At 67.5% G+C, this 19,034-nt stretch carries 16 protein-coding genes; 11 read left to right on the forward strand and 5 right to left on the reverse strand.

Features of this window, described 5'->3' with window-relative positions:
* The first annotated feature begins 334 nt into the window (after positions 1-334).
* Positions 335-775: a ferric iron uptake transcriptional regulator gene (fur, locus tag AC3FKG_RS05635; protein WP_483712667.1), complete on the forward strand. Its 441-nt coding sequence runs from the start codon at positions 335-337 to the stop codon at positions 773-775.
* Positions 776-805: 30 nt separating this feature from the next.
* On the forward strand, positions 806-1,057 hold the full coding sequence (locus tag AC3FKG_RS05640; protein WP_488742632.1) for a hypothetical protein: 252 nt from the start codon (positions 806-808) through the stop codon (positions 1,055-1,057).
* Positions 1,058-1,068: 11 nt separating this feature from the next.
* Here the strand turns inward: AC3FKG_RS05640 and AC3FKG_RS05645 are convergent, their stop codons facing one another.
* Positions 1,069-1,980 carry a DMT family transporter gene (locus tag AC3FKG_RS05645; RefSeq protein WP_488742633.1) on the reverse strand — a complete coding sequence of 304 codons (912 nt, stop codon included), beginning with the start codon at positions 1,978-1,980 and terminating at the stop codon, positions 1,069-1,071.
* Between the two features lie 490 nt (positions 1,981-2,470).
* Between AC3FKG_RS05645 and AC3FKG_RS05650 the strand changes: the two genes are divergently transcribed.
* A complete protein-coding gene (locus AC3FKG_RS05650) occupies positions 2,471-2,791 on the forward strand; it encodes a PadR family transcriptional regulator (protein WP_488742634.1) in 321 nt (106 codons plus the stop codon).
* 286 nt (positions 2,792-3,077) lie between these two features.
* Here the strand turns inward: AC3FKG_RS05650 and AC3FKG_RS05655 are convergent, their stop codons facing one another.
* Positions 3,078-6,326 carry a bifunctional diguanylate cyclase/phosphodiesterase gene (locus AC3FKG_RS05655; RefSeq protein WP_488742635.1) on the reverse strand — a complete coding sequence of 1,083 codons (3,249 nt, stop codon included), beginning with the start codon at positions 6,324-6,326 and terminating at the stop codon, positions 3,078-3,080.
* Positions 6,327-6,654: 328 nt separating this feature from the next.
* Here AC3FKG_RS05655 and AC3FKG_RS05660 point away from each other — a divergent pair, with 328 nt between their 5' ends.
* Entirely contained in the window at positions 6,655-8,646 is a 1,992-nt protein-coding gene (locus AC3FKG_RS05660; protein WP_488742636.1) for a sensor domain-containing diguanylate cyclase, read from the forward strand.
* Here AC3FKG_RS05660 and AC3FKG_RS05665 read toward each other — a convergent pair.
* Positions 8,640-9,026, reverse strand: a complete 387-nt coding sequence (locus AC3FKG_RS05665; protein WP_483712661.1) for a hypothetical protein — start codon at positions 9,024-9,026, stop codon at positions 8,640-8,642. The genes AC3FKG_RS05660 and AC3FKG_RS05665 overlap by 7 nt on opposite strands.
* A 263-nt stretch (positions 9,027-9,289) precedes the next feature.
* Here AC3FKG_RS05665 and AC3FKG_RS05670 point away from each other — a divergent pair, with 263 nt between their 5' ends.
* The 3 genes from AC3FKG_RS05670 to AC3FKG_RS05680 all read left to right on the forward strand — a co-directional run bounded on the left by AC3FKG_RS05670 (position 9,290) and on the right by AC3FKG_RS05680 (position 12,327).
* Complete coding sequence (locus AC3FKG_RS05670; RefSeq protein WP_483712660.1) at positions 9,290-9,640, forward strand: four-helix bundle copper-binding protein; 351 nt, start codon at positions 9,290-9,292, stop codon at positions 9,638-9,640.
* 234 nt (positions 9,641-9,874) lie between these two features.
* Complete coding sequence (fumC, locus tag AC3FKG_RS05675) at positions 9,875-11,281, forward strand: class II fumarate hydratase (protein ID WP_483712659.1); 1,407 nt, start codon at positions 9,875-9,877, stop codon at positions 11,279-11,281.
* Between the two features lie 98 nt (positions 11,282-11,379).
* On the forward strand, positions 11,380-12,327 hold the full coding sequence (locus AC3FKG_RS05680) for a pseudouridine-5'-phosphate glycosidase (protein ID WP_483712658.1): 948 nt from the start codon (positions 11,380-11,382) through the stop codon (positions 12,325-12,327).
* Between the two features lie 48 nt (positions 12,328-12,375).
* On the opposite strand, the gene AC3FKG_RS05685 is transcribed toward AC3FKG_RS05680, so the two are convergent.
* Both AC3FKG_RS05685 and AC3FKG_RS05690 read right to left on the reverse strand, forming a co-directional pair.
* Entirely contained in the window at positions 12,376-12,561 is a 186-nt protein-coding gene (locus tag AC3FKG_RS05685; RefSeq protein WP_483714413.1) for a hypothetical protein, read from the reverse strand.
* Positions 12,562-12,629: 68 nt separating this feature from the next.
* Positions 12,630-13,553 (reverse strand): LysR family transcriptional regulator, encoded by a 924-nt coding sequence (locus AC3FKG_RS05690; RefSeq protein ID WP_483712657.1) that lies wholly within the window; start codon positions 13,551-13,553, stop codon positions 12,630-12,632.
* 114 nt (positions 13,554-13,667) lie between these two features.
* On the opposite strand from AC3FKG_RS05690, the gene AC3FKG_RS05695 reads away from it, so the two are divergent.
* The 4 genes from AC3FKG_RS05695 to pyk all read left to right on the forward strand — a co-directional run bounded on the left by AC3FKG_RS05695 (position 13,668) and on the right by pyk (position 18,950).
* The gene (locus tag AC3FKG_RS05695) at positions 13,668-14,756 is read left to right on the forward strand and encodes a tartrate dehydrogenase (RefSeq protein WP_483712656.1); all 1,089 of its coding nucleotides are present in this window, start codon (positions 13,668-13,670) and stop codon (positions 14,754-14,756) included.
* A gap of 121 nt (positions 14,757-14,877) precedes the next feature.
* On the forward strand, positions 14,878-16,233 hold the full coding sequence (locus tag AC3FKG_RS05700; RefSeq protein ID WP_488742637.1) for a dicarboxylate/amino acid:cation symporter: 1,356 nt from the start codon (positions 14,878-14,880) through the stop codon (positions 16,231-16,233).
* 16 nt (positions 16,234-16,249) lie between these two features.
* Positions 16,250-17,518 (forward strand): glycerate kinase type-2 family protein, encoded by a 1,269-nt coding sequence (locus tag AC3FKG_RS05705; protein ID WP_488742638.1) that lies wholly within the window; start codon positions 16,250-16,252, stop codon positions 17,516-17,518.
* Positions 17,519-17,531: 13 nt separating this feature from the next.
* A complete protein-coding gene (gene pyk, locus AC3FKG_RS05710) occupies positions 17,532-18,950 on the forward strand; it encodes a pyruvate kinase (protein ID WP_488742639.1) in 1,419 nt (472 codons plus the stop codon).
* The last annotated feature ends 84 nt before the right edge of the window (positions 18,951-19,034 follow it).

The following is a 19,034-nucleotide window of genomic DNA, read 5'->3' on the forward strand; positions in this document are numbered from 1 at the left end:
GGCACCGTCGCGGTACGCGGCGAGCCCGCCGGACTGCCGGAAAGAATTTCCGGATCGTCGCCAGCAGGGCGGCATCCCGTTACCGACTTTTGTGGGGACCGCTCCGTAACGCGGAGCGTTTGGCAGTAGCCAGTCGCCGGATGGTCGGGAAAGCAACCAGACCCCGCTTTCCCCACCGCGTCATCCGTCGACAAGCCAGGCCGCCTTTTTATTCCGCGCGCCGTACAGCACGGCGCCACGTCCGGGACGGACCGCAAGGGCGTTCCGGACGCCTTCCAGCCATTTCAGCCGTTTTCCCGACGCCGTCCGCGGACGGCGCCCGCAGCCGCATGCCATGCCAACCGTGATGTCCGATCCTGCCCACCTCAAGCGCGCCGGCCTCAAGGCGACGTCGCCCCGCATGCGCGTCCTGGAGGTGTTCCGTACCTGCGAGCGGCGCCACCTGAGCGCCGAAGATGTCTACCGCATCCTGCTCGCGCAGGACGACGACGCCGGGCTCTCGACCGTGTACCGCGTGCTCAACCAGCTGGTCCAGGCCGAGATCCTGCTGCGCCACAGCTTCGAGTCGGACCACGCCGTGTTCGAACTCAACGAAGGCGGCCACCACGATCACCTGATCTGCGTGAGCTGCGGACGCGTCGAGGAATTCCGGGACGAGAGAATCGAGCAGCGCCAGCGCCAGGTCGCGGCCGACAACGACTTCGCGCTGCGCGAACACATGCTGGTCCTGTACGGCATCTGCCCGGAATGCCGGGCGGAAACGCCAGCCGGCTGACAGGCGCGGCGCCGCTTAGCGGAGCCGATCATGGAGCGACTGCCCAAGCCCCGGTCCGAACTGAAGCGCCTGATCAACCTCTGCCTGCGCCAGGAGCCGGGCTGCCAGGACTGCCAGCTGCGCGCGCTATGCGTGCGCCGGCCGGACCATACCGGCTGCAACTGGAGCGCCGAAGTCGATTTTCCCGAGCGCACCGAAGCCGATGCGGTGCGCAACCTGCGCCAGGCGCGGCGCGTGGTGATGCTGGTGCGCGAGCGCTACAACGTCGTCGCCAGCACCTGAATCTCTGCCTCTCAGCCGCGCGCGGCCTCGGGTTGCGGTAGCGGCCGGGTCGGGCGCAGCACCATCCACACGGCGCCGCCGATCAGCGCGCCACCGGCCAGGTGCGCCCAGGACAGCGACTCGTTGAGGAACAGCGCGCCCCAGACAATGCCGAACGGCGGAATCAGGAACGTGACCGTCAGCGAGCGCACCGGGCCCAGATCGGCAATCAACCGGTAATAGAGGATATAGGCCAGCGCGGTGCAGACCACGCCGAGCCCGAGCATGGCGCCCCACACCCCGGCGCCGGCATCGGGCAGCGTATTGTGCTGCGCCAGCGAGCCAAGGCTGAACGGCAGCAGGAACAGCGTAGCCCCGACCAGGCTGCCGGCGGCGACCAGGCGGCTGTCCAGCCCGCCGCGTTCGGTGATCCAGCGCCGCGTCAGGAAACCGGCCAGCCCGTAGCAAGCCGTCGCCACCAGGCAAGCCAGCGCGCCAAGCAGCACGTCCGCCGAAAACGCCACGGGCCCGGTGCGCGTGAGCACTGCCACGCCCGCAATGCCCAGCATCACGCCGGCCGCCTTGGCGCGCGTCAGGCGCTCGGCGAAAAACAGGGTGCCGATCAGCACACCCATCAGCGGCGTCATGGCATTGAACACGGCGGAGTATCCCGCCGGCAGCCAGAGCGCGGCAATGGCATACATGGCGAACGGAATACCGGAATTCACCACGCCCAGCGTAAGCACGGCCGGCCATTTGCCGCGCATGTCGCAGCTCAAGCCGAGCAAGGGCAGGCAGGCGGCGAGCGTGACCGCGCCAATCAGCACCCGCACGAAGGCAGCTGTCAACGGCCCGAGCACGGGCGCCCCGATACGGATAAACAGGAAGCTGGCGCCCCAGAGAGCGGCCAGCGAGAGCAGGCGGACAAGATCGGCGGGTTTCATGGTCTGGCGTCTGGACATCGGCATGGCGGATTAAACGCCTTCGTCCGGTTCAGCCGCAAGCCGTTTTCGGACTCGTTCATTCAGGGCGGCGAAACCGGCGCATCTCGCGAAATACGCATAAATCATCATGAAAAGCGGCAGTTTCTTTCGTTTTTGCATGGAAATTGGCCGATCCATTTGCACCCCTGCGACGTGACCTTGCAAGGAGCTTTCAGCGGCACCCCTCCATAGAGGGGGATATGCGACAGGCGCGTGACAATGGCACTTCGATCAAACTAAAATCTGGTCTGCGCCAGAGTTAATTGACCCCTCCGACGCATTCCCGACAAGCCGCCAGGAACCTGGCGGCTTCTTTTTTGCCGCAACCAGGCGCAAGCTTGGCATTTGCCGGCATGCCTGCGAGTTGCCACGGCGATCCCCGCCGGTCGCGGATGCTCCACATTGCATAACTTGCGTCAACCGGCCTTCACCGTTCCGCGTTGCCTGCGACATGAAACGACAGTTCCTGGGCTTGCTCGCCCGTGTTTACGTCCTGCAGTTCGCCATGGAAGTCCCTGCGACCGTGGCCATGCTCGCAGAAATGTTGATGGAATATGGCTTCCAGGTCGATATCGGCAGCGTGAGGCCGCTGTTGCGTGCCTTGCAGATGGAAGGCTACCTGCAGAGCGTATTGCGCGACGGCATCGGCCGCGTCTATCTGCTCACCGAGCAGGGCCGTGAAGAATTGCGGTCCAGCCGCGAGCGCATCGACGACCTGTACCGTCGCCTGCACGCGCCGGATACGGAAACCCCGGCTCCGACACAAGCCTGAGTCTTCCGCGCGCTTGCCGCGCAACGTCCCGGTGTGTCCGCGTGGACGTAGCGTACCCATTTCTGCGCGACGCGGTCGGGCATGGGCGTGCCACCCCAACGCCAAGAAAAATGCGCTGACCGAGGCATCGTCCCGGCCAGCGCATCGACGCGCCCTTGCCTGCGGCGCTGACTACTTCTCTGCCTTCCCTTCGTAGCGCTTGCTCCACTGCCTAGGATGCGATCACGGTTCGCGGTCGCCCACACGAAGTCATTCTTGATCAGAACAGCAAACTATTCCGATGGGGCTATCGGCTGATTTTGGGTCCGGGTTCACCGGGTTCGCCGGATTCAGTGCCGACTTCGGCGTCCGCTTCGCGCCAGGCATCGGCGGGCATCATGCGTTCGAAGCCGCTGTCGAGCACCTCGCGCAGCGTCTCGGGTCCGACCGCGCGGCAGAACAGGTAACCCTGCAGGGCATCGCAGCCGCGCTCGCGCAGGAATCCGAACTGCGCCATGGTTTCCACGCCCTCGGCCACGACCTTGAGGTGCAGCTGGTGGCCGAGCGCGATGATCGCCGCCGCCACGACCTGATCATGCCCAGGGGTGGCGACGTCGTCGACGAATGATTTGTCGATCTTGAGCCGGTTGATCGGCAGCCGCGTCAGGTAGTGCAGGCCCGAATAGCCGGTGCCGAAATCGTCGATCGAGATCTGCACGCCCAGCTCGCGCAGCCGGTGAAAGGTGTCGATGGTGGTCTCGGCGCCGTCGACCAGGATCCCCTCGGTCACCTCGATGGCGAGGCTCGCCGGCGGCAGTCCGGTCTGCTGCAGGCAGCGCGCGACCACTTCGGGAAACCCGGCCTGGCGCAACTGCAGCGGCGAGATGTTCACGGCCACCTCCATATCGCGGCCCAGCGCCAAGCGCAGCGCCTGGATGTCGCGGCAGGCCGTGGCCAGCGTCCATTCGCCAAGCGCGCCGATCAGGCCGCATTGCTCGGCGATGGGGATGAACTCGGCCGGCGACATCGTGCCGCGCTCAGGCGTCTGCCAGGCAATCAGCGCTTCCACGCCGGTCACGGCCAGCGTGGTGGTATCGACGATGGGCTGGTAGCGCAGGTTGAACTCGTGCTCGTCCAGCGCCCGGCGCAGCAGCCCCTCGATGGTGAGTCGTGCAAGGGCCGCTTCGCCCATCTCGCTGGCAAAGCGGCGCTGCTGCGCGCGGCCGCCCTGCTTGGCGGCGTACAGGGCGGCATCGGCCGACTTGAGCAGGTCGGTCAGCGATTCGCCATCGGTCGGGAACATCGCGATGCCCAGCGACGGCGTCACGCGCAGCCGCTGGCCGTCGATATCGAGCGCTTCGGATACCCGCGCCAGGATTTTCGAGGCGGCCAGCTCGGCTTCGCTGTCCTGGCGCAGTCCGCTTAGCACCACGGCGAACTCGTCGCCGCCCATGCGCGCGACCAGGTCGCCGTGGCGTACGGCAGCCTTGAGTCGGTCGGCAATGGAACGCAGCACGTCGTCGCCGACCGGATGGCCCAGCGAGTCGTTGATATGCTTGAAATGATCGAGATCGAGCAGCAGCAGGCCCACGCGCTCGCCGTGGCGCCGCGCGTGCAGCAGCAGCACTTCGCAGCGCTCGGTCAGCCCGACGCGGTTGGGCAGGCCGGTCAGCGCGTCATGCATCGCCAGGTGGCGGATGTACTCGTCCACGCGGTGGCGTTCGGTCAGGTCGCAGGCAATGGCCTGGTACGCGCGCGGCTGGCCGTCTTCGGCCGGCAACGTGCACAACGTCACCTGCACCGGCAGGCGCGAGCCGCCCTTGCGCACCCACGTCCATTCGCGCTCGTCGACCAGTCCCAGGCGGGCCTTCGCCACCAGCGCGGGCAGCCCCGGTGCGACGGCTTCCCCGAGTTCGCGGGTCAGCTCGCGCGCGCGTTCGGCCAGTTCATCGGCCACATGCAGGTCGGCGTAGCGCATGCCGACGGCCATCCCTGGGTCGGGATACCAGAGCATGTGCTGGCCCGCGCGGTTGATGCCGGTGATGCACCCGTCTTCACCGAAGGTGATGACGGACATGGGCGCGTGGTCGGCCAGGCTTGCATAGCGGCCGGCCTGCACGGCAGCCTGCTGGCGCGCCTGCCACAACTCGTCCAGGTCGGTCAGGATCCAGAGGGAGCGGGCGGGCTCGCCGGCACCGTTGCCGGGCAGTCGCGCCATGCCGGCCCGCAGCGGGAAGCGGCTGCCATCCGCGCGCACGCCTTCCAGCTCCCGCTGGGCCGACGCCCGTCCGGACCGCGCGACCGATGCCATCGCAATGCCGGCCACCCCCGGCACCAGCCTGGCCAGCGCGCGGCCCTGCAATTCCTCGGCACTGGTGCCGAAGAGCTGTGCCGCGCGCGCGCTCGCGATGGTTACCCTGCCCTCGGCATCGGTCACCAGGAAGCCGTCCGCGGCAAGCGCCATGCAGGCCTTCAGCATGGCGTGGTCGGCTTCGCGGCGGTTGTCGGCCGCGATGGCGTCCTGCCGGGCGGCCTGGCGCTGGCGTGCCAGCGCAAAGGTCAGCAGCGTCACCAGCAGCGTGGCCAGCGCCCCGGCGGCAGCCACCATGCGGGCGCGGTTGGTGCCCTGGGCCGCTTCGAATGCCGGGCGCGACGCCGCGCGCAAGGTCCAGGTCCGCCCGCCATAGTCGAACTGGCGCTCGGCGGCGAGCATGGGAAGGTGCCCGTCGTCACGGCGCTCGCCGTCGGTGAGATCGCCGGACAAGACCCGGCCGCGCGCGCTGACGGGGCCTTCATGGAGTGCCAGCACCAGCTCGCTGGCGGCGCGTCCCGTCACGCTGCGCATCAGGTCGCCCAGCCGCAGCGACGTATAGACATAGCCGATGACTGCGGCGCGCCGATCCTCGGCATTGCTGAACGCCTCGCCGCCATACACCGGCAGGGCCACCAGCGCGCCAAGCTGGTGCGTCGGCGACTCGGCCTCGCGCTGCAGCTCGAGCCCGCCGGTCGCGCGCGGCTCGCCGCTGTCGCGGGCGGCTTCCAGCGCGGCGCGGCGCGGCGGGTCGGACAGCAGGTCGAAGCCGAGCATCCGGGCGTTGCGCCCGGCCAGTGGCTCGATATAGAAGACGGGCACGTAGAGATCGCGCAGCCCTGGCGGCGTAATGCTGAAATCGGGCAGGCCGTCGCGGCGCGCGGCGGCGGCCAGGCGGGCCGCGCCATCGCGTGGGACCGCCGGGGCATAGCCGACGGATTGCGTGCCGGGCGGCAGTTCGTCGAACTGCGCCGCGTACAGGTAGTTGCGCCACTGGGCGCGCGACGTGGCCGGGTGGGCCGTCATCAGCGCTGCCACGCCACGCAGCAACTGGTCGTTTTCCTGCAGCCGCGCGCGCAGCGCGACCGTGGCATCGGCCAGCAGCGCGTCGAAGCGCTGCTGCGCCAGGCGCTGTTCGGGTTGCGCCGCCTGCCGCCAGGCCGCCGCCGTCAGCAGCGTGCCGCCCGCTGCAACCAGCAGCGCGAGCAACACGGGCACGGCGGACGAGGGCAAACGCAGTTTCATGGCGGACGGGATTCGTGGATTGCCGCGCGGCATATGCCCGCGCCCTTGCAGGCATCGCGGCACTATACCTTGGCACGTCGCACGCGCACAGTCCCGCACCGCACCGCACCGCACCGCACCGCACCGCACCGCACCGCACCGCACCGCACCGCACCGTCCCCGTTCTCCCAACGGGACAGCCCGGCAGGTGGGCAATGTCACCCCACACACATTGCCTACCTGCCGTGACGCCGCCGGGTATGGTAGGGTTGTGCCGCTTGCGTTTCATCGCGCCCCCGCCTGCGCGGACACGGCCCGCGGCAAGCCGAATCCCGAACATCGCCCCCGCATGCCCGTCTTCTTGCCCACGCTGAAAGCGCGTATCGCGTTGATCACCACGGTTTTGGCCGCGGTGTTCGGCACGGGCATCGTGCTCACTTCGCTGTACGCGGTGCACCGCGACCTGCATGACGTGCTCCAGGACGAGCAGGACTCGATCGTCAAGCTGTCCGCCGACCAGCTCGACACCGCCATGCAAGACCGCATCATGCTGCTGAAGCAGCAGGCCGGACAGCTTGGCGGCCTGCTCGCCATGGCGCGCGGCACGCAGTCGCACGCCGCGCTGATCCAGGCACTGGCGCAGGTCCGGCGCGCCATTCCCGTTCCTGGCGCGTTCAACGGCCTGATGGTGGCCGACGCGCGCGGCACCGCGCTGGGCGACGGCGGCATGCTCGCCGAAGTCGGCGACCGCGGCTATTTCCGCGAAGCGGCACGCACGCACGCGCCTGTGGTCAGCCCGCCGATCCGGGCGCGCACCAACGACCGCCTGGGCGTGATCGTGGCGGTGCCGGTCCTGTCGGCGCAAGGGCAGTTTGCCGGCCTGGTGGGTGGCTGGCTCGACCTGTCGAGCTCCAACTTTCTCGCGGAAGTCCTGCACAACCGGCTCGGGACCACGGGCTTCTACTGCCTGGTGTCGGCAGGCAGCCGCCCGGTCTACGTGCAGCATCCCGATCCGGCGCAGGCGCGCCAGCCCGCCCGCGCCATTGGCGATACCTGCGGCCAGGAGGACCGCGCCGCGCTGTTGGAATTCCTGACGCCCACGCGCCCGGTGGTCTCGCGCTACCTGATGTCGACCACGGGCTGGGAACTCGTGGCGCTGCTCCCGGCGCGCGAGGCCTACACGCCGCTGCACCGCATGCAGGAGCGCCTGCTGCTGCTGGCGGGGCTGGCGCTGCTCCTGGCGGCCGCGTCCATCTGGCTGGCCGTGCGCTACCTGCTGACGCCGCTGACGCGGCTGCATGAGGTGGTCCGGGACAGCGCCTCCGACCTGTCTGCCTTCGAACGCCTGCCCGAGCGGCAGCATCGCGACGAGATCGGCGACCTGGCGCGCGCGTTCACCCGCCTGATGCGCGACGTGCGCGACCGCCGCCACGAACTGGACCGCAGCGAGCGGCGCCTGCGCGCCGTGACCGACACGCTGCCGTCGCTGCTGGCCTTTGTCGATACGGAGGAGCGCTATGTGTTCAACAACATCGCCTATGAACACACCTTCGGCATGACGCTGGACGAACTGCGCGGCAAGACCGTGCGCGAAGTGCTGGGCGAAACGCGCTATGCCAGGGCCCAGCCGTTCCTGCAGCGCGCGCTGGCGGGTGCCGTGGTGACCTTCGAGTCCGAAGACAGCGATCCTGAATACCACTGCATGGAAACCAGCTACCGCCCCGAGTGGAGCGCGGATGGCAGCGAAGTGGTCGGCGTGCATATCCACGTGCAGGACATCACGCCGCGAAAGCTGGAAACCCTGCGCCTGTCGCATATTTCCAGCACCGACCACCTGACCCAGCTATTGAACCGCAGCGCGTTCGAAAGCCGGCTGCAGCACGCCATGGCGGACTGCCGTGAAACCGGCGGGATGATGGCGTTGCTGTACCTGGACATGGACCGCTTCAAGGCGGTCAACGACATCCACGGGCATGCGGCGGGCGACCTGCTGCTGCAGGCTTTTGCCAAGCGCGTGCTCGGCTGCGTGCGCAAGCAGGACGCGGTGGCGCGCGTCGGCGGCGACGAATTCGCAGTCATCCTCGAAAGCGTCGGCAGCGCGGCCGCGGCGCGCAGCGTGGCCACCGCCATCCTGTGCGCGGTAGGGCAGCGCTTTGAGTTCGAGGGCATGTTCGCCGATGTCGACGTCAGCATCGGCGTGGCGTTGTACGACGGCGGCCCGATACAGGACAGCGAGCTGCTGCGCCTGGCTGACGTGCTGCTGTACCGCGCCAAGAGCGCCGGACGGGGCCGGTACGAGATCGGCCCGCCGGAGCTGGTGACCGTCGACAGCGCTCAGTGAACCGTGCCGCGCGGGGTGCCGCCCGCGCTACCGGGGTCTTCGCCGCCGTCGCTGCCAGGCTCGTACGCCACATGACGGCCGTCGCTGGACTGGTAGCCCAGCTGCGCGTCGGCGCCGAGCATCTTCTGCCACGCGATCATGGCCTCGGCCACGGCGTTGGACTCGCCCTTGAAGACCACCACATCGTTGCCGCAGGACGGGCACTGTCCGCCAAAGACGGCATCGATGCCGGGCAGGCCGGGCACGTCCAGCTCGTCGAATTCCTGAAATGCTGTCTTGCAATGGCCGCAGACCAGTTGCGCCGGGCGCAAGGCCTCTTTCTTCGCACGCGCCTCTTCCGCCCGCTGCTCGGGGGTACCCCGCCGTTTTGCCTCGCCCATGATGTCCTTCCTTTCCTGCCACATGTGAATGCCGTGTTTCCGATTAGAGCATGGCTTGGGGCGGCTAGTGCCGCTGCCATGGCCATTCCTGCGATCGGGCGTGCGGCGAAGGCGGCATTGTAGATCACTGCTGTGCAGCAAACCCGTCCCGGCAGGACGCGTCGGCGCCTGCTATTGTGGATAACGGTTGCCCGCGACTGCCGTTTCAGTCACCGCGGGTTTCTGCCTGTTGCCGTCACCGACCCCCAATGGAGGACGCTCACATGATCCGACCCACCGTGCAGGAAAACGCCCGCCGCTACGCCGACTGCATTGCCGCCTGCAATGCTTGTGCCGCCGCCGCGCTCAAGTGCGCCGCGGCGTGCCTGGAAGAGCCTGACGTGCGCAAGATGGCGCGCTGCATCGCGCTGGACATGGACTGTGCCGGCATTGCGCAGCTTGCCGCGTCGTACATGCTGCGCAACAGCGAATTCGCTCCGCTGGTCTGCGAGGACTGTGCCGAAGTCTGCAAGTGGTGCAAGGAGGAATGCGAGCGCCACGATGCCGAACACTGCCAGGAGTGCGCGCGCGCGTGCGCGGCTTGCATGGAGGCGTGCCTGAAGATGACGGCCTAGCCATCCATGGATCCAGGGCCGGCGCCATCAAGGATGCCGGCCACATCACTCGACGCCTGCCTGAGCCGGCGTCCGCTTGCGGCATCCGGCTTCGCGGGATCCCCCGGCTTGTCCCTTGCCACCCCATGCGACGGCGCTGCCGGGCACGATCAAGCACTATTCTGAAGGACAGCCTTGGGCGGTGATGCCGCGCCACGGCAGATCACCTCTCTCCCCGTTGCCAGGAGCTTGTCAATGTCCGCACCGTCTCCCTCCGCCACCCGCATCGAAAAGGACAGTCTCGGCGATGTGCCGGTACCCGCCGATCACCTGTGGGGCGCGCAGACCGAACGCTCGCGCCAGAATTTCCGCATCGGCATTGAAAAAATGCCGCCGGCGCTGATTGAAGCGTTCGCCATCCTGAAACTGTGCGCTGCGCGCGCCAACCGCGAACTGGACGTACTGCCGCAGGAACTGGCCGGCGCCATCGAACAGGCCGCCGGCGAAGTCATCGAAGGCCGCTGGCCGGACGAATTCCCGCTGTCGGTCTGGCAGACCGGTTCGGGCACCCAGACCAATATGAACCTCAACGAGGTCATCTCCAACCGCGCCATCCAGCTGCTCGGCGGCCAGGTGGGCAGCAAGAAGCCGGTGCACCCGAACGACCACGTCAACGCGAGCCAGTCGTCCAACGACAGCTTCCCGACGGCCATGCATATCGCTGCCACGCGGGCGATCCAGCAGAAGCTGCTACCTGCATTGGAACTGCTGCAGCAGACCTTCGCGCGCAAGGTGGATGCTTTCGCCGACATCGTCAAGGTCGGCCGCACGCACGTGCAGGATGCAGTGCCGCTGACCCTCGGCCAGGAGTTTTCGGGTTATATGACGCAGGTGGCCGACGCGCAGTCGCGGCTGCAGCAAGCCATGCTGCGCGCGATGCCCGTGGCGCAGGGTGGCACGGCGGTGGGCACCGGCCTGAACGCGCCGCCCGGATTCGCCGCCGCGTTCGCGCGCGCGCTGGCCGACTACACCGGCCTGCCATTCGAGCCGGCGCCGAACCGCTATGCCCTGCAGGCCGCGCACGACGCGCTGGCGGACCTGTCCGGCGCGCTCAACACCACCGCGTCATCGTTCCTGAAGATCGCGCGCGACTTCATGTTGCTCGGCTCAGGACCGCGCGCGGGGTTTGCCGAGCTGCAGTTGCCGGCCAATGAACCGGGCTCGTCTATCATGCCAGGCAAGGTCAATCCTACGCAGGCGGAAGCGCTGGCGATGGTGTGCTGCCGGGTGATCGGCAATCACACTACGGTGACGCTCGCCAATGCGCTTGGAACGCTTGAACTCAATGCGTACAAGCCGGTGATCGTCTACAGCCTGCTGCAATCGGTGACGCTGCTGGCCGATGCGGCATCGAGCTTCGCCCAGCATATGGTCGAAGGGGTGGAAGCTGACCGTGAGCGAATTGCCGAACTGCTTGAACGGTCGCTGATGCCCGTGACCGCACTCAATCCGCATATCGGGTATGACAAGGCTGCCGAGATCGCCAAGCTGGCGGTCAAGCGCAATCTTTCGCTGCGCGAGGCGGCGATTGCGTCCGGGCACGTGACGGAGGAACAGTTTGCCGAGTGGATCGATTTGAAGGGGATGACCAGAGAGGTGTAGGGCTGAAAGGCGGGACATTGCTTGGGCGATGTCCCGTCGTCCATCAGCGTGGCGCAGCACGCTGCCTCTACCGGCGTTCGACCACGGAGCACACCAGAATGGATTCAACCGTCGCCCGATCCTGGCTGTCCTTCAGCGAACCCGTTGCCGAGGCACGCGCCGCCGGCCGACCTTTGGTCGCACTGGAATCGACCATCATTGCGCACGGCATGCCTTACCCGGAAAACGTTCGCACGGCGCGAGAGGTTGAGGCCGTGATCCGCGATCTCGGTGCCGAGCCCGCGACCATTGCCGTGATCGACGGGCGCATCCGCATCGGCCTCTCAGGCGATGAACTTGAACGGCTCGGCCGCTCGGGCCAAGCCCACAAGGTAAGCCGCCGCGACCTGCCGGCCGTGCTGGCCAGCGGAGAACTTGGCGCCACGACGGTAGCGGGCACGATGATTTGCGCGGCCCTGGCCGGCATCGAAGTCTTCGTGACCGGCGGCATAGGTGGCGTGCACCGCGGCGCGCAGGAAACCTTCGATATCTCGGCCGACCTGCAGGAACTGGCGCAGACTTCGGTGGCGGTGGTGTGCGCCGGCGCGAAGTCGATCCTCGATATCGGGCTCACGCTCGAGTATCTCGAAACCCATGGCGTGCCGGTGCTCAGTTGCGAGCAAGACAATTTCGCGGCGTTCTACACGCGCGACAGCGGCTTTCGTGCGGATTACAGATTGGATGATCCCGCTGACCAGGCGCGTTTCATCCGCACCAAATGGGATCTGGGCCTCGCGGGCGGCGTGCTGCTGAGCACGCCAGTGCCGGAGTCGGCAGCGATGCCGTCAGGGGAGATCGATGCCTTGACACAGCAGGCGCTCGATGAAGCCCGCGTGCAAGGCATCACCGGCAAGGCGGTGACGCCGTTCCTGCTGGCGCGCATCAAGGCGCTCACCGGGGGGCGCAGCCTTGCGACCAATATCGCGCTGGTGAAACACAACGCCGAAGTCGGCGCCAGGCTGGCCCTGGCACTGCCCCAGGCCGCGCACGGCGCCCGGTCAGCCTAGGATCGGCCCGGCGCGGCACACCGACGCGCGCGAGCCGGAGCCTGCACATCAGTCCTTCGCCTTCTCCGGCGGCAGCGCCTTGCCGAGCAGCTTGCCAAGCAGGCCGGTCTTGCCGGCGTTCTGCTGGCCCTTCGTCTTCGGCAAAGCGCCGGCGCGGTTGGCGCCTGCCTGCTTCATGTTGTTGTTGATCTTCAGGCCCTTGTTCTTTTCGAGATCGGTTTTCTTCACGGACATCATCCCAGGAGTCGAGCCCCGCATTGTACGCAGTGGGCCAGCCCGCGGGGGAAAGCCGGCCGTCTTGCCTACTTGCCGAACGCGCTGAACTTCAGCGCCAGGAATTCGACGAAAAGCCGGATGCGCGACGACAACTGGTGGCGCTGCTGGTACACGGCATAGATATTCGCCTCCGGCGTCGCGTACTGCGGCAGTACCTGCACCAGCCGGCCACTGCGCAGGTAGCGCTCGATATCCCACTCCGCGCGCATGACGATGCCGTGGCCTTCCAGCGCCCAGTGCACGGCGATCTCGCCATCGTTCGTCGTGACGTTGCCGCGCACGTGGATCGACTCCGTGCGCCCTTTGCCGCTCTTCACCGGCGTCAGGCGCCATACGCCATAGGCGTCGCTGCCCTGGCGGATGCCGATGCAGTTATGGCGCAGCAGCTCCGACGGCGTCTGCGGCACGCCACGCTCGCGCAGGTACTTCGGCGACGCGCACAGCAGGCGGCGGTTGGGCGCCAGCAGCCTGGCAACGATGCGGGCGTCGGGCGGCTCGCCAAAGCGCACACAGACGTCGAAGGCGTCTTCGGTCAGCGGCGGCGGGTCGGCCGAGAGCTGCAGCTGCACGTCGACGTCCGGGTACTTGCGGCTGTATTCCGAGATCACGGGCGCCACATGCATGCGGCCGAAGCCGAGTGTGGCATTGACGCGCAGGAGCCCGCTGGGCCGGCCCCTCGCGCTGGTGAGCAGTTGCTGCAAGTCGTCGATCTCGCCCAGGATCCGCCGCGCATGCTCCAGGAACACCTCGCCCTCCGGCGTCAGGCTCATGCGCCGCGTCGTCCGCGTCACCAGCGGCATGCCGATGCGCGATTCCATCTGAGCGAGCCGCTTGCTGACCGCCGCCGTGGTGATGCCCAGGTCGCGCGCGGCGGCGCTCAGGCTGCCGGCCGTCGCCACCGAGGCGAAAAAGCCCAGTTCCGACGGCTGGATACCGCTCGTGGTGGCCATGTCGCTGTTAACTTCAAGTTAATAATGGTTTAACTCTAGCGCCGATCCAAAACCTCGTCTACCGGCCAGAATCCCGTCACGCAATTCAGCGGTGATCCCGACAGGAGACGAAAGATGAAGACGTACAAGATCGCAACGATTCCGGGCGACGGCATTGGCAAGGAGGTGGTGCCGGCCGGGCGCGAAGTCATGGAAGCGCTGGCCGCCGCGGGCGCGGGCTTTCGCTTCGAGTTCGAGGACTTCGGCTGGGGCGGCGACTACTACCGCCAGCATGGCGCGATGATGCCGGCGGACGGGCTCGAGGCGCTGCGCGACAAGGACGCGATCCTGTTCGGCTCGGCCGGCGACAACCAGATTCCCGACCACATCACGCTGTGGGGCCTGCGCCTGAAAATCTGCCAGGGCTTCGACCAGTACGCCAACGTGCGCCCCACGCGCATCCTGCCCGGGATTGACGGCCCGCTCAAGCGTTGCGCGCCGGAGGACCTCGACTGGGTCATCGTGCGCGAGAACTCCGAAGGCGAATACTCGGGCGTGGGCGGCCGCGTCCACCAGGGCCATCCGATCGAAGCCGCGACCGACGTGTCGATGATGACCCGCGTCGGCGTCGAACGCATCCTGCGCTTCGCCTTCAGGCTGGCGCAATCGCGTCCGCGCAAACTGCTGACGGTCATCACCAAGTCCAACGCGCAGCGCCACGCCATGGTGATGTGGGACGAGGTGGCCGTGCAGGTCGCGAAGGATTTCCCGGACGTCACGTGGGACAAGGAGCTGGTCGATGCCGCCACCGCGCGCATGGTCAACCGTCCGAAGACGCTCGACACCATCGTCGCCACCAATCTGCACGCCGATATCCTGAGCGACCTGGCCGCCGCGCTCGCGGGCAGCCTTGGCATCGCGCCGACCGGCAATATCGATCCCGAGCGCCGCTACCCATCCATGTTCGAGCCGATCCACGGCTCGGCGTTCGACATCATGGGCAAGGGCCTGGCCAATCCGGTCGGCACCTTCTGGTCGGTCGTGATGCTGCTGGAACACCTCGGCGAGCAAGCCGCCGCACAGCGTCTGATGGCCGCCATCGAAGCCGTTACCGCGAACCCCGCGCTGCATACCGGCGACCTCGGCGGCAAGGCCCGCACGGTGGACGTGACCCGGGCCGTCTGCGACTACCTCGCCGCGAACCAGCAGGTCAAGGCGGCCTGAGCCGTACCACCGCCCGGCGCTCGCCGGGCCATGCCAGGCACACCTGGCCCTGCGGAGGCACACCACCGCCCCCAAGAGCGGCGTCCGCAGGCGCATTCCGCAGAACCAGCAGGAGACAGCAATGATTCAACGGCTACTAGGAAAGCTGTATGTCCAGGTATTGATCGGCGTGACAGCTGGCGTCTTGCTCGGCGTGTGGGCGCCCGATATCGGCAGCAGCCTGAAGCCGCTTGGCGATGTGTTCATCAAGCTCATCAAGATGGTGTTCGCACCGATCATCTTTGCGACCGTGGTGCTGGGCATCGCCCGCATGGAAAACATGAAGGAGCTGGGCCGCGTCGGTGTACGGGCGCTGCTCTATTTCGAACTGCTGTCCACGTTCGCACTTGCGCTCGGCCTGATCGTCGTGAACGTGGTCCAGCCCGGCGCCGGCATGAATGTCGATGCCTCGCACCTCGACGCCAAGGCCATCGCCAGCTACACGCACGCCGCCGAGCAGCCGCATACGTTCATGGAATTCCTGATGAACCTGGTGCCGTCGAGCGTGATCGACGCGCTGGCGCGCAACGACATCCTGCAGATCCTGGTGTTCGCCACGCTGTTCGGCATTGCGCTGTCGCATATCGGCGCGCGCGCCAGGCCCGTGGTCGACTTCCTGGAGTCCTTCACGCACGGCGTCTTCACGATCGTGGGGATGATCATGCGCCTCGCGCCCATCGCCGCGTTTGGCGCCATGGCCTTTACCGTAGGCAAGTATGGCCTGGGCTCGGTGGTATCGCTCGGCAAGCTGATGGGCACGATGTACCTGACCTGCTTCCTGTTCGTCGTGATCGTGCTCGGCGGCGTGGCACGGGTGTCCGGCTTCAGCCTGTGGAGGTTCCTCAAGTACATCCGCGACGAACTGTTCACCGTGCTCGGCACCAGCTCGTCGGAATCGGTGGTGCCGCAGCTGATGCGCAAGCTGGAGAACGCCGGCGTGTCCAAGCCGGTTGTCGGCCTGGTGGTGCCGTCCGGCCTGACGTTCAACCCGGATGGCCAGTGCATCTACTACACCATGGCCGCGATCTTCATCGCGCAGGCCACCAATACGCCGCTGACGCTGATGGACCAGATCGTAGTGCTCGGTGTGCTGCTGCTGACGTCGAAAGGTTCGGCGGGCGTGACCGGGTCGGGCTTCATCACGCTGGCGGCAACACTGGCCTCGCTCGGCAAGATCCCCGTGGCCGGCATGGTACTGCTGCTTGGCGTGGACCGCTTCATGTCGGAAGCGCGTGCCATCACCAACACGATTGGCAATGCGGTGGGCACGCTTGCGATTGCACGCTGGGTCGGCGCAGTCGATCAGCAGCGCCTGCAGGATGCGCTGGACGGCAAGGTCGTCGACGAGGAGCCGGGCGAGGGTCGGCAGCCGGAAGCGGCGGCGATCGGCACCCGCATGACCCGCGTCGCGGATGCGCACGCCGGACTCCAGCACTGAAATGACGGAACCGACCATGGATGCCCTGCAGGCCCGTGCGCTGCTCCAGAACATGTTCCGCGCCGCCATCGACGCCGCGCAGCCCTCGCTGACGCTCGCCGCCCACCTGCCCGAACGGCCACGCGGCCGCACGCTGGTAATCGGCGCGGGCAAGGCCTCGGCGGCCATGGCCCATGCCTTCGAGGCCGCATGGCCGTGGCCCGCCGAAGGGCTCGTGGTGAGCCGCTACGGTTTCGCGGTGCCGTGCGAGCGCATCGAGATCGTCGAAGCGGCGCACCCGGTGCCCGATGCGGCTGGCTTTCACGCAGCGCGCCGGATGCTCGAAATGGTCTCGGGCCTGACGGAAGACGACCTCGTGATCTGCCTGGTGTCGGGTGGTGGTTCTTCGCTGCTGCCGTTGCCGCTGGCCGGCGTGTCGCTGGAAGACAAGCAGGCGATCAATCGCGCGCTGCTCGCCTGCGGCGCGACGATCACGGAGATGAATTGCGTGCGCCGCCATCTCTCCGCGATCAAGGGCGGCCGGCTGGCGGCGGCGTGCCACCCGGCGCGCGTCTGCAACCTGCTGCTGTCGGACGTGCCCGGCGACGACCCGATCGATATCGCCTCCGGCCCGACGGTAGCCGACCCCACCACGCGCGACGACGCCAGCGACATCATCCGGCGCTACGGCATCGACGTGCCGCGCCATGTGCTCGATGCCCTGGCCTCCGACGCGGCGGAAACCATCAAGCCCGGCGATCCGCGCCTGCCGCGCATGCAAACCGCATTGATCGCCACGCCGCGGCTAGCCTTGCAAGCGGCTGCGCAAGTCGCGCGGAACGCTGGGCTGCCCGTATTCGTGCTCGGCGGTGCGATCGAGGGCGAGGCGCGCGAGGTCGGCAAGGTACTCGGCGGCATCGCGCTCGAAGTCGCCAACCATGGCCAGCCGTTCCCGGTGCCGTGCGTGCTGCTCTCTGGCGGGGAGACCACCGTGACGGTGCGCGGCAAGGGGCGCGGCGGACGCAACGTCGAATACCTGCTGTCGCTCGCACTCACGCTGCGCGGCAAGGCGGGCGTCTATGCGCTCGCCGGCGACACCGATGGCGTGGACGGCCAGGAAGACATCGCCGGCGCCATCGTCACGCCCGACACGCTGCAGCGCGCGTGGAGACTGGGAATCCGCCCGCAGGATGCGCTGGCCGCCAACGACGGGCACAGCTTCTTCGAAGCGCTCGGCGACGCCGTCGTCACGGGCCCCACCATGACCAATGTGAACGATTTCCGCGCGATCCTGATCGCGCGCTGACCAGGAGTAAAGCATGAGACGTCTTCGCAACGCCAAGATCGTGGCAACACTGGGGCCGGCAAGTTCGACACCCGAGAGCATCGATGCGCTGTTCGAAGCCGGCGCCGATGTATTCCGGCTCAATTTCAGCCACGGCAGCCATGACGACCACAAGCAGCGCCTGGACAGCATCCGCGCCATCGAGCGCGAGCGGAGTCGCCCGATCGGCGTGCTGCTGGACCTGCAAGGCCCCAAGCTGCGCATCGGCACGTTTGCCGATGGCCCCGTGCAACTGGCCGCGCAGGCGCGGTTCCGCCTCGACCTCGACGCTGCTATGCCGGGTTCGCAAACTCGCGTCAGCCTGCCGCACCCGGAGATCTTCGCCGCGCTGCGCGAAGGCACCGAACTGCTGCTCGACGACGGCAAGATCCGCCTGCGCGTGGAGCAGTGCGGCGCCGACTTCGCGCAGACGACCGTGATCAGCGGCGGCGCGCTGTCGGATCGCAAGGGCGTCAACGTGCCGGGCGTGGTGCTGCCGCTCTCGGCGATGACCGGGAAAGACCGCCGCGACCTGGACTTCGGCCTCACGCTCGGCGTCGACTGGATCGCGCTGTCGTTCGTGCAGCGGGCCGAGGATATCCAGGAGATCAAGCAGATCGTGCAGGGCCGCGCCGGCATCGTCGCCAAGCTCGAAAAGCCCGCGGCAATCCAGAGCCTCGAAGCCATCGTCGCCGAAGCGGACGCCGTGATGGTCGCGCGTGGCGACCTGGGCGTGGAGATGCCCGCGGAACTGGTGCCATCGCTGCAGAAGCAGATCGTGCGCGCCTGCCGCAAGGCCGGCAGGCCGGTGATCGTGGCCACGCAGATGCTTGAATCGATGATTGCGTCGCCCGTGCCGACGCGCGCGGAGGCTTCGGACGTGGCGACCGCCATCTACGACGGCGCCGATGCCGTGATGCTGTCGGCCGAGTCGGCTTCCGGCCGCTACCCGGTGGAAGCCGTGACGATGATGGACAGCATCATCACGCGCACGGAATCGGATCCGCTTTACCACGACGCCATCCAGGCGTCGCATACCCCGCCGCGCGCCGAGGCCGCGGATGCCATCGGCTACGCGATCCGCCATGTCGCGGGCCTGCTCAAGGTGCCGGCGACCGTTGCCTACACCAGCTCGGGCTACTCGGCCCTGCGCATGGCGCGCGAGCGTCCCGAAGTGCCGATCCTCGGCATGACGCCGCGCGTGGCCACCGCCAGGCGGCTGGCGCTGGCTTGGGGCGTGCATGCCGTGCTGTGCCACGAAGTGGTGGACGTGCTGGAGATGACGGAGCTGGCCAGCCGCACCGTGCTGGAGGAGCGTTTCGGGCATCGCGGCGAATCGATCGTCATCTCGGCGGGGCTTCCATTCACGGTTGCCGGGACCACCAACTTGCTGCGCATCGCACAGGTGCAATAAATCGGCGAGGCGGAAGACACCACCATTGCCGATCCCGCAACACGGTCTTACCCAAACGCAAACCAGAACCATCCCAACAGGAGA

Source organism: Cupriavidus sp. 22TCCZM04-2 (genome assembly GCF_057798895.1).